Origin of the sequence: Allofournierella sp. (assembly GCF_017889395.1) — a bacterium.
In the GTDB taxonomy this organism is placed as follows: Bacteria; Bacillota; Clostridia; order Oscillospirales; family Ruminococcaceae; genus Allofournierella.
Genome location: NZ_JAGHKE010000064.1, coordinates 1 through 12,999 on the forward strand (window position 1 = coordinate 1; position 12,999 = coordinate 12,999).

Genomic DNA, 12,999 nt, shown 5'->3' on the forward strand with positions numbered 1-12,999 from the left:
GAGCGGGGCCTTCGGTTCGTTTTCAGGGTAAGAGAAGTATTTTTTAACGATCTTTTTCTCCCATTCCCTGAAAAAGGAGGGATTTTCCATGACCCGCAGCTTGACTCGTTTTGCCGCCCTGTCCCTTTGCGCCGGGCTGCTTTTCACTCTCTTCACCGGCTGCGCGCCCGCCGCCCCCGCATCCTCGGAGACTCCGGCCAGCTCGGTGACCGCCGAAAGCGACGCGCCCGCGCCCACCACCATCCCTCTGCCGGACCCGCTGCCCGAGCCGCTCCAGCCCACCGAGGAGGAGCTGACCGCCATCACCGATGTGCTGGAGACCCGGTTCCGTGCCGACTGGGACCGGCCGGGCCGGTATCTCACCGCCCGGCTGGACAGCGTGCGGGTGATCCCGCCGGAGGAATGGGCGGATCTGGAGCTGCCCCTCACCAGCGGCAACACCCGGCTGGGGGCAAAAGCTGGATGGACTGCATCACCGACCCGGGCGGCTGCCTGCTGATGGCCCAGACCACCACCGAATACACCCCCGAAGCCCTGGTTGGGGTGCCCCAGTATTCCGACGGGGTGATGCCCCACGTGTATCTGGCGGTGAACGGCGACGAGGGCTGGACCATCGCGGACCAGTGGGCCTACTATAAGGGCAGCGAGCTGCCCGAGCCCAGCCCCGACCCGGCCCAGGAGGAGCTGGGCCTGACCCGGAACCAGTGGGTGATGCTGCAGCATCAAACCCGGGCGCTGGCCCTTTCCGGCATCTTCCGGGACCTTGACGATCCCTTAACCGAACTGACCGCCGAGGAATGGGCCAATTACCTGTATGCCCGGTCCGAGAGCTGGTTCGGCCTGGCGGAGGACGGCCGCACCGAGATTCCCGCAGGCACCATTTTCCGGGCGGACTTCACCGACCGGATCAGCAGCGAGGACCCAACCCCCGCCGCGCTGGAAAACACAGAGGAGCCGCTGCCCGCCCCCTGTGCGGCCTGTGAGGAGATCAAAACGCTGCTGGACGCGGACCCCCAGGCCATCGCCTACAGCCGCACCGGCGACGTGGTCACCGCCACCCTGACCCTTCCGCTGGAAAGCGGCACCGTGGCCATGGAATACACCTTCGGTCTTGTGCCGGACGACCCCGCCCCCTTCAGCCGCACGTATCTGCAAAGCGCCCACCGGGCGTGAATTTTTCGCACATCCGCCGCGCGTTCTTTTGGCAGGCCGCACGGTTTGCCTGATTCCCCAAAAGGAGGGAGTTCCCATGACCCGCAGCACGTTCCGCCTTGCCGCCCTGGCCCTCTGTGCCGGGCTGCTTTTCACTCTCTGCACCGGCTGCGCGCCCGCCGCGCCCGCGTCCTCGGGGGCTCCGGCCGGTTCTGCCGCCGAAAGCACCCTCACCGTCACGCTGCCGGACCCGCTGCCCGAGCCCATCCAGCCCACCGAGGAGGACCTGACCGCCATCACCGATGTGCTGGAGACCCGATTCCGTGCCGACTGGGACCGTCCGGGCCGGTATCTCACCGCCCGGCTGGACAGCGTGCAGGTGATCCCGCCGGAGGAGTGGGCGGGCCTTCAGATCCCGCTGACCGACAACACCCCCTGGCTGGACGGCAGAAGCTGCCTGGACTGCATCACCGACCCGGGCGGCTGCCTGCTGATGGTGCGGACCACCACCGAATACACCCCCGAGGCCATTCTCTGTGGGCCCCAGTATTCCGACGGCACAGCCGACTACGTGTATCTGGCCCTGAAAGAAGAAGCGGGCTGGACCATCGCGGACGGCTGGCGCTATTACATGGGCGGCGAGCCGGTCACCCCCAGCACCGACCCCATGCAGCAGGAGCTGGAGCTGACCATGCAGCAGTGGCTCATGCTGCAGCATCAGACAAGGGCGCTGGCTTTGTCCGGCATCTTCCGGGACCTGGAGGACCCGTTGACTGAGCTGACCCCCGCCGAGTGCGCCTGGTACCTGTACGCCCGGGCTGAGAGCTGGTTCGGCCTGACCGACGAGGGCCGCACCGAAACGCCCTCCGGCATCATCTTCCAGGCGGATTTTGCCCGGGAAAACGCCTCCTGGGCGGGGGACTGGCGGGGCGGCGGGCCCTGCATGCCGGTGGCCCTGCAGAGCCCGGAGGAGGTGCTCCCCGCCCAGAACCCGGACGAGGCCGCCATCCGCGCCGCGCTGGACGCGGACCCGGACGCCATCGTGTATGAACGCACCGGCGACACCGTGACCGCCACCCTGACCCTGCCGCTGGAGAGCGGCACCATCGCCATGGAATACACCTTCGGCCTTGTGCCGGACAGCACCGGCCCGGTGAGCCGCACCTATCTGCAAACCGCCCGCCGGCTGTGAGCGCTGACGGGCAGCAAAACAGCCCCCGGGCCTGCATTGCAGCGCCCGGGGGCTTGGCTTTTTGTATATTACTCAATTCCCAGCACATCGTGGAAATAGGGAAGGGTGGAAAAACCATAGCTTCGGGCATACTGCCGTGGATGCAGCAGCTTCTTTCCCGTCACATGGTCGATATATGTACGCACATAGTTATTTACCTGTTCCACAATTTTGGGCAGATGAGTGCGCATTTCGTTGTATTCGTCCTGATCCACAATCGCAGGCTTATCATCCAGATATTTCTTTTCCTTCACGATCACGATTTTGGAGTAATCCAGCCCGGACCGGGATGCCAGAGAACGGGCTGTCCCGGTAAACAGGAACGCATTTTTGTGCTTAATGGAGGAGCGAAACGGTACACAGATAAAGTATCCCTCGTGGGTCTCAATCAGCAAACAGGAATACGGTCTCCCCTGCTTGTGCATCAATTCCGGATAGCTCGAAGCGGGATAATCCTGCACAAAATCCTGCGACAACAAATAAAGTGATTCCAGATACTCCATAACTTCTCCTCAAAAAATCAGGGCCGACCCGAAAAAGTCAGCCCTGATTTTGAAATTCTTCGCTCGGTTAATTTTATTTTACCGATGTGTCAGAACCGTCACACATCTTCTTCACCCGGTCAATTTTATTTTACCGACGAGTCAGAACCGTCACTCGTCATCTTCCAGCGAAGGGAGGAAGGAAACGCCCTTCTTCCATCTTTATTATATAGCATATACCGGAAAACCGCAAGCAATTCTTTCTGCCATTCCCTGGCTGCTGCCGTCTTTGTCATGCCCGTTCCAGGACTTCCTCCAGAAAAAGTTCCAGCTCCTCCAGGGTGCAGCCCGTCCGCCCCTCGGCCCGGTCCTTCTCTGCCGCCAGAAGCTGCTCCAGCAATCTTTTTCGGGCGGCTGAGCGTTCCTGCTCCATCCCTTTCCGCCTCCTTTGCTTTGCGCTTCGATCTGCTTTTATTGTATGCCGCTGTACTGTTTCCGTCAACCTGCGCCCCTGCTTCCTGCCCTTCCCCCTGCCAAAGTTTTTTCCTGTTTTTCATCCAATATGCCTATTGACAAGATAGGTTTTTGGCCGATTCGCCGGATTTTCCCGGCTTTTTTGTGCGAATTCCCCCTGTGATTCCCCTGCTTTTGACGGGTTTGGCCCAGTCGATTTACAGCTCTGCCGTGGACAAGTGTTCCTTTTTGTGCTACACTGGAACAACTTACTTTTTCCCAACCAGCGATTCGACGCTTTTTTATAAGGAGGAAACAGCGTGCAGCGATTATCCAAACGGGACAGCTTCTTTGTGGGCCTGACCCTGTTTTCCATGTTTTTCGGGGCGGGCAACCTGATCTTCCCGCCCTTTCTGGGCGCGCAGGCGGGCACCGATACCTGGCCCGCCATGATCGGCTTTGCCATGAGCGCCATCGGCCTGCCCGTGCTGGGCGTGGTGGCGGTGGCCCAGTCCGGCGGTCTGCCGGTGCTGGCGGGCCGGGTGAGCAAACGGTTCGCCTGGCTGTTCACCCTGCTGATCTATGTGTCCATCGGGCCGGGGCTTGCCATTCCCCGCACCGCCAGCACCTCCTTCGAGATGGCGGTGAGCCCCTTCTGGCCGGACGCCCCCTTGTGGGTGCTGTGCGCCTATTCCTTCGTATTCTTCGCAGTGGCCATGCTGGTGGCCTTCAAGCCGGAAAAGCTCACCGACCGGCTGGGCAAGGCGCTGGGACCCATTCTGCTGGTGCTGATCTTCGTCATGGTGGCAGGCTGCTTCGTGAACGCCCCCGGCGGCTACGGGGTGCCCAGCCGCAACTACACCGGCAACGTGGTGGCCCAGGGCTTTGTGGACGGCTACCAGACCATGGACACCATTGCCGCTTTGAACTTCGGCATCATCATCGCGCTGAACATCCAGAACCGGGGCGTGACCGATGAAAAATCGGTGGTGCGCCACACCATCCGTGCGGGCTGGATCGCCGGTGCGGTGCTGCTTGTGGTCTACTCGGCGCTGGCTCACATCGGCGCGGTGAGCGGCGGCAGCTTCGACAATTATTCCAACGGCGCGGGCGTGCTCACCAACCTGATGAGCTGGATGTACGGCCCGGCGGGCACCGCCCTGCTCGGCCTGATCTTCGTGATCGCCTGCCTGAACACCTGCATCGGTCTGTTCAGCTGCTGCAGCGAATATTTCAGCCTGCAGTGGCCCAAAATCCCCTACAGGGCCTGGGTGGTCATCTTCGCGGTGATCAGCTTCTTTGTTTCCATCGCCGGGCTGAACACCATCCTGTGGCCATCTCGGTGCCCATCCTCAGCGCCATCTACCCGGTGGCCATCGTGCTCATCGCGCTGGGCCTCGCCCACCGCATCACCGGCAAGGCGCCTTTGTGCTACCCGGTGGCGGTGGCCTTCACCATTCTGATGAGCGTGCCCGGCGCTCTGGTGCAGGCAAAGCTGCTGGGCGGTCCGGTGGCGGCCTTCTTCGAGGGCCTGCCCCTGTATACCGAGGGCCTTTACTGGCTGCTGCCCGCCGTTCTGGGCGGCGTGCTGGGCGCTGTGGCCAGCCTGCTGGGCATCGGCCGCCGCCGCAAACTCTGATTTTCTTCTCTATATGCATTTTCTCCCCAAGCATGCACAAGGCCCCCGCGGGCAAACGGCTGTTCTGCCGCCCCGCGGGGGCCTTGTGTTTTGTTTTGTATCTTAGATAAGAGAAAAATCCTTTGCCGCTGCTCAGTCGCTGAAGACATATTTGTCCAGCCGGTCGAAAGCCTCCTGAATCCGGGAAAGCGGCGAGGCCACATTCATCCGGATATGGCAGGGCCCCTGGAAGGCGCGGCCATCCTGCCAGCCGACGCCCACCGCCCAGCCGGCCTTCAGCACCTCATCCAGCGTGCGGCCGATGCGCTCGCAGTATTCGGTCAGGTCCAGAAACAGCATGTAGGTTCCCTGGGGCATGGCGGCCTGCACGCCCTGATAATGGTCCCGGATATGCTCACAGGCATAGCGGCAGTTGCCCTCCAGCACCTGCAGCAGCTCCGCCACCCATTCCTCGCCCTCCTGGCTGTAGGCGCCCAGCAGCGCATGCATGGAAAGCACGTTCATCTCATTGTAATGGGTGGAGTGGCCCTCGCCGGTGACCCGGTCGCGCAGGTACTGGTTGTAAATGATGTGATAGCTGCCGGTCAGCCCCGCCAGATTGAAGGTTTTGGAGGGGGCATACACCGCCACCGTGTGCTCTCTTGCCCAGTCGTTCACCATCAGGGTGGGGGTGTGCTTATGGCCGGTATACACAATGTCTGCCCAGATCTCGTCGCTGATCACCAGACACTGGTTCTTTTCAAACACCTCCATGGCCTTTTCCAGCTCCCAGCGCTCCCATACCCGGCCCGCCGGGTTGTGGGGCGAGCAGAAGATGGCCAGATGAATCCGGTTCTCCCGCAGCTTCCGGTCCATGTCCTCGTAATCCATCCGCCATATTCCCTGCGCATCCTGCACAAGGGGGCTGTACACCGGCACCCGCCCCAGCATATCCACATCCGCCTTGAAGCCCACATAGACCGGTCTGTGCAGAAGAATTCTGTCGCCAGGGGCGGACAGGGTCTTCACCGCGCTGGTCACGCAGCCGTGCACCCCGTTTTCATAGCCGATGTATTCCTTTTTCAGATCGGTGAAGCCGTTGCGGCGGGTCCGCCAGCTTATGATTTTGGAATAGTATTCCTCCCGGGGCTGAAAATAGCCGTACAGCGGATGCTGCGCCCGCCGGATGATGGCCTCCGGCACCGCCGGGCAGGTGGCGAAATTCATATCCGCCACCCACATGGGAATGGCATCAAAGCCCTCCCCCGGGGCCTCCGGCTCACTGCCCCAGTATTTCTGGCCGATGCCCTCGACGGCGGTTGCATCAAAGCCCCGCCGGTCGATGATGGAGGTAAAATCGTATTTCATTGCACTCGTCTCCTTTTCCGCGCAAAGGGTGCCCGCTTTCAGGCAAACACCTCCCGGCTGCGGCGCACATCGTCGGCGTAGGCCTCGTTGATGCGCTGCTGCACCCGCAGATAAAGCGCCAGCTCCTCCTCGGTGAACTCGGCCAGCCGGTCAAAGGTTCGCTGCTGGCAGTCGGCACTGAAGGCGGCGTGGTCCCGGTACAGAGCCTGACCGCTCTCGGTCAGCTGCAGCTTGTACTGGCGGTTGTTGGCGGTGTTGCGCAGCTGCTCCACCAGCCCCTTCTCCCGCAGCTTGCGCAGGGTCTGCGAGCAGGCGCTGGGGGTCTTGCGCAGAATGACGGCCAGGTCCGCCGCGGTGATGTCCGGGTACTGGGCGATCAGGTCGATCATATGGGCCTGGGCCTGATACAGCATGCACGCACCGTACCGGTGGGGCATGGCGTCGTATTCACACATCAGGTCGTAGGCCTGGTTCTGCTGGTTCCAGATCTGCTCCAGCAATTCGCGGCGCTTTTCGTCGTTCACAGCCGTGTTCCTCCCGTTTTGTTTTGCCTGCACCGAGCCCTCAGGGCTGGCCGGTCAGGTCCCGCACCACCTTGCCCGCGATGATCAGCCCCGCCGCACCCGGCACAAAGCTCACGCTGCCGGGGGTCTGCTTTTTGGGGCTGCCTGTGCGCACCGCAGCGCCCGGCACCTCGGCCGGGCCGTCCAGCTGCTTCGGGGTGAGGGCGGGCTCGGTGGAATACACCACCGGAATGTTTTTGTAGCCTCTTGCCCGGCACTCCCGGCGCATCACCCGGGCCAGGGGGCAGGCGGTGGTCTTTTCAATGGTGGTCAGCTCCAGCAGCTCCGGGTGCAGCTTGTTGCCGGTGCCCATGCTGGAGATCACCGGCACCCCGGCGGCCAGCGCCCGGCCGATGATCTCCAGCTTGGCGGTCACGGTGTCCACCGCGTCCACCACATAGCTGGCCCCCTCGAAGGGGATCTGGTCGGCGGTGTCCGGCATATAGAACAGGGCGCGGGCCTGGACCTGGCAGTCCGGGTTGATGGCCCGGATGCGCTGGGCGGCCACCTCCACCTTGCTGCGGCCCACCGTTTCGGTGAGGGCGATCAGCTGGCGGTTGCGGTTGGAGTCGGCAATGGTGTCGTCGTCCACCAGGGTCAGACGGCCCACGCCTGCCCGGGCCAGGGCCTCGGCCACGTAGCCGCCCACGCCGCCTACGCCGAACAGAATCACGTGGGCGGCGTGCAGGGCGTTTACGCCCTCCTCGCCAAGCAGAAGGGCGGTGCGCCGTTCAAAGGGTGCGATGCTCATGGGTCTTGGTTCTCCTTTTTTGGGGTATCGTTGGATAAAAAGGGGCCGGGGGCAGCTTCCCCCGGCCCGGCGGGCGCTCAGCGCTCGAAGGTCATGTTCAGATCGGTGCTCCAGCTCTCGCCCGCGGCCAGGGCGGCGGCGCAGGGCTTCTCGTTCCAGTCCCCGCCGAAGGTCTCGGTATCCGGCAGGCTGTGCCAGGGCTCGATGCACACAAAGTGCAGGTTCGGGTTGCCGGGCGCGCTCCAGATCAGGGTGTAGGCAAAGCCCTCCAAGCCCACGGTGACGCGGCGGCCGGTGTCCTTCTCCACCACGCTCAGGGTCTTGGCGGTCAGCTGGCTCATGCAGGTGGAGTCGTAATCGAACATCCGGTCATCCAGGGGGATGACGGCGCTGTTCTCCATCAGCACCCGGGTCTCGCCGGTGACCAGGCCGCTGGTGGCGCCGGTCTCGATGACCACGGGGGTCTGGGGGGTATCGAAGCGCAGCTCGTAGTCGGCGGTGGTGTGCTTGTCGTCAAAGGGCAGCGCGAAGCCCGGGTGGAAACCGAAGCCAAAGCGCAGCTCTTTGTCGCCGGTGTTGGTCACGGTGATGGTCTGGCGCAGGGTGCGGCCGGTCAGGGTGAAGGTGCTCTCCAGGGCGAAGTCCCGGGGCAGCTTCTTGCGGGTCTCCTCATTGGAGCGCAGCACAAAGCGCATCACGCCGTTTTTGGCGCTCACGAACTCGTGCTCGAAATCCCGGCCGAAGCCGTGCTGGCCGCCCTCGTAGGTCTCGCCGTCCAGGGTGTAGCGGCCGCCGCTGAGCTTGCCGCAGTAGGGGAACAAGATGGGTGCGCGGCGGGGCCACACATCCTTCTGGCCGTCCCACATCATCTCGGCGCCGGTGGCCTTGTCCACCACGCTCATCAGCTCAGCACCCTTGGACTCCACGGTGACGGTCAAAAATTCATTTTCAATGGTATGCTGCATAAAAACGCTGCCCCTTTCTTTTTGGTAAAGACGTTACCTAAAGTATAGTACACCCGAGGCAAAATTCCAAGAGTGTCGATTGGCACGTTTGCGGAATATTCTGGAACCAGAGCGGACGGCACACACGCACCCGCCCGCACGCCAAATATCAACCAACGAAAGGAGTTTTGCCTCATGATGAACGGCTGCCTTTTGGTGCAGAGCTACGCCGCCCGCCAGAGCGCCCCGGTGCCGGGCGTGACCGTGACGGTGCGCGGCGAGGGCCATGCACCTGTGACCGTGACCACCGATGAAACCGGCACCGCGCCGGTGATCACACTGCCCGCGCCGGACAAGGCGCTCAGCTTGGACGAAGCCAACACCCAACAGCCCTACAGTGTGTGGGAGGTCACCGCTGAGAAGGAGGGCTACCAGACCGTGACCATGCAGGGGGTGCAGGTGTTCGCCTGCCAGACCGCCCTGATCCTGCTGGAGATGCTGCCTGCCCAGCGTCTGGGCGGGCCCCAGCCAAAGCCGGAAAGCTTCGACATCCCGGCCCACTCCCTCTACCGGCCCGAGGGCCCCTCCAGCGTGGCCCCGGCCCAAAACTGCCCGGCCCCGCTGGTGCTGGCCACCCCCATCGTGCCCACCACCATCACGGTGCACCTGGGCAAGCCCAAGGAGAGCGCCCGCAACGTGACGGTGAGTTTCCGGCATTACATCGCCAACGTGGCCTCCAGCGAGGTCTACCCCACCTGGCCGGGCGTGACCAAACCCGCGGCGGCGTTTTTCAAACAACGGATTTTTCCCTCCCATGTGGTATACTAGGTGTAACGAAACATTCCCCCAAGACCGCGGCACCGCCGCAAGGAGACTACTCTTATGTGCACAAGCATTGCTTTTTCCGCCCCCTATCCCCTGTTCGGCCGTAATCTGGACCTGGAAACGCCCTTCGGCCAGCAGGTGGTGGCCACCCCCCGCTCCTTCGCCTTCCATTTTCACCGCCGCCCGTCGATGCCTCACCATCTGGGCATGATCGGCATGGCCACCGTGGCCGGGGGTGTGCCCCTGTATGCCGAGGCCATGAATGAGGCCGGGCTGTACATGGCCGGGCTGAACTTCCCCGGCAACGCCTACTACACCCCCGCCGACCAGGCCGCGCCGGACGCGGTGGCTCCCTATGAGCTGATCCCGCTGGTGCTGGGCAGCTGCCGCACCCTGAAGGAGGCCCGGGAAATGCTCACCAGCATCGACCTGCTGGGCATCCCCTTCGCGCCGGGCTATCCGCTGGCCCCGCTGCACTGGCACATTGCCGACGGCACCGGTTCGCTGGTGATGGAGGTCACCGCCGAGGGCTCCCGCCTGTACGAGGACCCGGTGGGCGTGCTCACCAACAACCCGCCCTTCCCGGTGCAGCTGGCCAACCTGACCGGCTACCAGACCCTTTCCGCCGCGCCGCCGGAAAACCGCTTCGCCCCCGGCCTTGCCCTCACTCCCTACGGCCAGGGCATGGGCGCCATCGGCCTGCCGGGCGACTGCTCCCCCATGAGCCGGTTCGTGCGGGCAGCCTTTCTGAAGGGCAACTCCATCCACACCACCGGCGACGACGCGGTGAACCAGTTCTTCCACATTCTGGACGCGGTGGCCATGGTGCGGGGCAGCGTGATGACCCCGGAGGGCAAACCGGACCTGACCCTCTACTCCTGCTGTGCCGACCCGGCCCGGGGCGTGTACTACTTCAAGACCTACGACAACAGCCGCATCCACGCGGTGAGCCTGCTGCGGGCCCCGCTGGAGGCAAGCACCCTCTGCTGCTGGCCGCTGCCCGGCGGCCACGGCTTCGAAGCCCTGAACTGAATTCTTCCCTTTTCCCCCTGGCCTTCGGGTCAGGGGGATTTTTTTCCTTTTCCGCCTTTTTTTGCCGCAAACGCAAAACCGTTGTTTGGCAAACCGTTTCCCGCCCGGATTCAGCGTATGATGAATACAGGTCAAAGGCGATGCGCCTTGCCGGTTTTCCCTTTCTTGCAAACGCTGTGTGCTGCTGCAAACGGGCAAGCAGGCCCGGGTCCTCCCGCTTTTTGTACCATCCATTTTCTTTTTTATCGCCGGGCAGGGCAGCGCCCCCCGGCACAGGAGGTATTTTTTATGTACTACAGCAACGGCAACTACGAAGCGTTTGCCCGCCCCCGCACCCCGAAAAAAGCCGAGGGCAAATCCGCCTGGCTGGTGGGCGGCGGCCTTGCCAGCCTCTCGGCGGCAGCCTTCCTCATCCGGGACGGCGGCATCCCCGGCGAGCGCATCCACATTTTGGAGGAAGCGCCCCTGCCCGGCGGCGCCTGCGACGGTATTCTGGACCCCCAGCTGGGGTTTGTGATCCGGGGCGGCCGGGAGATGGAGGACCACTACGAGTGCCTGTGGGACCTGTACCGGTCCATCCCCTCGCTGGAGGTGGAAAACGCCAGCGTGCTGGATGAATTCTACTGGCTCAACAAGGACGACCCCAACTTCTCGCTGAACCGGGCCACCCTGAACCAGGGCGTGAGCGCCGAAACCGGCAACCGCTTCGGATTGAGCGACGCGGCGGCTCTGGAGCTGATGGCGCTCTTCTTCGCAAAAGACGAGGACCTGTACAACAAGACCATCGACGAGGTGTTCAGCGACGAGTTCTACGCCTCCAACTTCTGGCTCTACTGGCAGACCATGTTCGCCTTTGAAAAATGGCACTCGGCGCTGGAGATGAAGCTCTATCTGCACCGGTTGGACGAAAGCGACCTGGTCTTCGTGACCAACGGCTCCTGCACCGAGGGCGCGGCCCTTGGCTCCAACGACGAGGCGCCCCGCCTGACGGTGGAGAACGGCGAGGGCAGTAGCTGGCAGCTGTGGAAGAACCTGGCGGTTCAGAACCCGGCCTTCGGCAACCCGGACGCCTTCTGCTCCGACATTCAGGCCACCAAATGGGAATCCGCCACCGTGACCCTGCTGGACGACCGCATCGCCTCTTATGTGCAGAAGATCTGCCGCCGGGACCCCTATTCCGGGCGGGTGGTGACCGGCGGCATCGTGACCGCCAAGGACTCCGCCTGGCTGATGAGCTGGACCTTCAACCGGCAGCCCCACTTCAAGGCACAGCCCGCGGGCCAGCTGGTCGGCTGGATCTACGGTCTTTCCCCCGATGAACCCGGCGACTATGTGGGCAAGCCCATGGCGGAATGCACCGGCGCCGAGATCTGCATGGAGTGGCTGTACCATCTGGGCGTACCCGAGAACGAGATCGAGCTGCTGGCCCGTGAGGCCGCCTCCACCGTTCCCTGCATGATGCCCTACGTGACCGCCTTCTTCATGCCCCGTGCCGCAGGCGACCGGCCCCAGGTGGTGCCCGCCGAATGCGTGAACTTCGCCTTCCTTGGTCAGTTCGCCGAGACCCGGCACGACACCATCTTCACCACTGAATACTCGGTGCGCACCGCCATGGAGGCGGTCTACACCCTGCTGGACGTGGAGCGGGGGGTGCCCGAGGTATTCGGCTCCGCCTACGACCTGCGGTGCCTGCTCAACGCCACCCACTACCTGCTGGACGGCCGCAAGCTCACCGACATGAAGCTGCCCCTGCCCTACAAGCTGGCCCTGCACGCCGGGCTGGACAAGTTCCAGGGCACCGTGCTGGAGGAGCTGCTGGCCCGCTACCAGCTGATCTGACCCCAAGGCAGGCCGGGCCCGGCACAACACCGGGCCCGGCCCTCGAAAAAGACATGAACCATCCTGAGGAGGAATCATCCATGAAAGAAACCAATTACACCTATACCCACACCGGCGCGGACTACCTGAACGACGGCCCGCCCCGGGCGGAATTTATCCCCGACGGAGAAACGGCCTTTGTGCCGGTGAACGGCAAGAGCGGCCTGCTGGTGGGCGCGGCTCTGGTGGGGGTGGGGCTCGTCTCCATTCTGGCGCCGGGGGCGGCGGGCATCTCGCTGGCCACCCTGCTCACCGGCGGGCTGGGCGTTTACGGCATAGCCCAGATCATCGCCTTCGCCCGCCTTCCCTGGGACAGGCGCAGCGGCTGGACATTGACCAACGGCATCGCCATGACGCTGCTCAGCGTCGTTACCCTCTGGATGGCCCTGACCACCCCCCTCGGGATGGGGAGCATGATCGCATCGCTGGCCTCGGTGGCCGCCTTCTTCGGCCTGCTGGCCGGTGTGGGGCAGCTGTTCCAGTACACCACTCTCCGGCGCACCAAAAGCCCCGGCGCGGGCTGGGTGCTGGCCAGCGGCATCGTGAACCTGCTGGTGGGCCTTGTGGTCATGGCCGCTCCGGTGGCCGGCTGGTTCGCCCTGAGCACCCTGTGGGGCACCTTTCTCGCCGGCAGCGGCGTGGCGGTGCTGGCGGAATCCTGCTCCGGCCACCGGGGCCTGCGGGCGGTGGAATAACCGCTCC

At 63.6% G+C, this 12,999-nt stretch carries 15 protein-coding genes; 9 read left to right on the forward strand and 6 right to left on the reverse strand.

All coding sequences use genetic code 11. The annotated features are described in order from the left end of the window. The first annotated feature begins 88 nt into the window (after window positions 1-88). The 3 genes from J7G73_RS08960 to J7G73_RS08970 all read left to right on the forward strand — a co-directional run bounded on the left by J7G73_RS08960 (window position 89) and on the right by J7G73_RS08970 (window position 2,344). Window positions 89-499 carry a hypothetical protein gene (locus J7G73_RS08960; protein ID WP_291245999.1) on the forward strand — a complete coding sequence of 137 codons (411 nt, stop codon included), beginning with the start codon at window positions 89-91 and terminating at the stop codon, window positions 497-499. Beyond that, window positions 463-1,173: a hypothetical protein gene (locus J7G73_RS08965; protein ID WP_291246000.1), complete on the forward strand. Its 711-nt coding sequence runs from the start codon at window positions 463-465 to the stop codon at window positions 1,171-1,173. Before J7G73_RS08960 ends, J7G73_RS08965 begins: the two co-directional genes overlap by 37 nt. A gap of 76 nt (window positions 1,174-1,249) precedes the next feature. Next, the gene (locus J7G73_RS08970; protein ID WP_291246001.1) at window positions 1,250-2,344 is read left to right on the forward strand and encodes a hypothetical protein; all 1,095 of its coding nucleotides are present in this window, start codon (window positions 1,250-1,252) and stop codon (window positions 2,342-2,344) included. 68 nt (window positions 2,345-2,412) lie between these two features. On the opposite strand, the gene J7G73_RS08975 is transcribed toward J7G73_RS08970, so the two are convergent. Together J7G73_RS08975 and J7G73_RS08980 are read right to left on the reverse strand one after the other, a co-directional pair. Next, entirely contained in the window at window positions 2,413-2,886 is a 474-nt protein-coding gene (locus J7G73_RS08975; protein WP_291246002.1) for a hypothetical protein, read from the reverse strand. Window positions 2,887-3,157: 271 nt separating this feature from the next. Next, the gene (locus tag J7G73_RS08980) at window positions 3,158-3,298 is read right to left on the reverse strand and encodes a hypothetical protein (RefSeq protein ID WP_291246003.1); all 141 of its coding nucleotides are present in this window, start codon (window positions 3,296-3,298) and stop codon (window positions 3,158-3,160) included. A 340-nt stretch (window positions 3,299-3,638) separates the two neighbouring features. Here J7G73_RS08980 and brnQ point away from each other — a divergent pair, with 340 nt between their 5' ends. Both brnQ and J7G73_RS13720 read left to right on the forward strand, forming a co-directional pair. Further along, on the forward strand, window positions 3,639-4,781 hold the full coding sequence (gene brnQ, locus J7G73_RS08985) for a branched-chain amino acid transport system II carrier protein (protein ID WP_367113972.1): 1,143 nt from the start codon (window positions 3,639-3,641) through the stop codon (window positions 4,779-4,781). Continuing rightward, window positions 4,697-4,957 carry a branched-chain amino acid transport system II carrier protein gene (locus J7G73_RS13720; RefSeq protein ID WP_367113973.1) on the forward strand — a complete coding sequence of 87 codons (261 nt, stop codon included), beginning with the start codon at window positions 4,697-4,699 and terminating at the stop codon, window positions 4,955-4,957. The genes brnQ and J7G73_RS13720 overlap by 85 nt, the downstream gene beginning before the upstream one ends. A gap of 132 nt (window positions 4,958-5,089) precedes the next feature. Here J7G73_RS13720 and J7G73_RS08990 read toward each other — a convergent pair whose 3' ends face one another. The 4 genes from J7G73_RS08990 to J7G73_RS09005 form a co-directional block, all read right to left on the reverse strand. After that, entirely contained in the window at window positions 5,090-6,304 is a 1,215-nt protein-coding gene (locus tag J7G73_RS08990; protein WP_291246004.1) for an aminotransferase class I/II-fold pyridoxal phosphate-dependent enzyme, read from the reverse strand. A 38-nt stretch (window positions 6,305-6,342) separates the two neighbouring features. After that, window positions 6,343-6,828, reverse strand: a complete 486-nt coding sequence (locus tag J7G73_RS08995; protein WP_247643408.1) for a MarR family transcriptional regulator — start codon at window positions 6,826-6,828, stop codon at window positions 6,343-6,345. 40 nt (window positions 6,829-6,868) lie between these two features. Beyond that, window positions 6,869-7,618 carry a tRNA threonylcarbamoyladenosine dehydratase gene (locus tag J7G73_RS09000; protein WP_291246005.1) on the reverse strand — a complete coding sequence of 250 codons (750 nt, stop codon included), beginning with the start codon at window positions 7,616-7,618 and terminating at the stop codon, window positions 6,869-6,871. Between the two features lie 77 nt (window positions 7,619-7,695). After that, window positions 7,696-8,583: an aldose 1-epimerase family protein gene (locus J7G73_RS09005; RefSeq protein WP_291246006.1), complete on the reverse strand. Its 888-nt coding sequence runs from the start codon at window positions 8,581-8,583 to the stop codon at window positions 7,696-7,698. 174 nt (window positions 8,584-8,757) lie between these two features. Here J7G73_RS09005 and J7G73_RS09010 point away from each other — a divergent pair, with 174 nt between their 5' ends. From J7G73_RS09010 to J7G73_RS09025, 4 genes are all read left to right on the forward strand, one after another. After that, complete coding sequence (locus J7G73_RS09010) at window positions 8,758-9,390, forward strand: carboxypeptidase-like regulatory domain-containing protein (protein ID WP_291246007.1); 633 nt, start codon at window positions 8,758-8,760, stop codon at window positions 9,388-9,390. 54 nt (window positions 9,391-9,444) lie between these two features. Beyond that, window positions 9,445-10,419: a choloylglycine hydrolase gene (bsh, locus tag J7G73_RS09015; protein ID WP_291246008.1), complete on the forward strand. Its 975-nt coding sequence runs from the start codon at window positions 9,445-9,447 to the stop codon at window positions 10,417-10,419. Window positions 10,420-10,707: 288 nt separating this feature from the next. Continuing rightward, the gene (locus J7G73_RS09020) at window positions 10,708-12,258 is read left to right on the forward strand and encodes an oleate hydratase (protein ID WP_291246009.1); all 1,551 of its coding nucleotides are present in this window, start codon (window positions 10,708-10,710) and stop codon (window positions 12,256-12,258) included. Window positions 12,259-12,338: 80 nt separating this feature from the next. Next, window positions 12,339-12,992 carry an HdeD family acid-resistance protein gene (locus J7G73_RS09025; protein WP_291246010.1) on the forward strand — a complete coding sequence of 218 codons (654 nt, stop codon included), beginning with the start codon at window positions 12,339-12,341 and terminating at the stop codon, window positions 12,990-12,992. Window positions 12,993-12,999 lie beyond the last annotated feature (7 nt).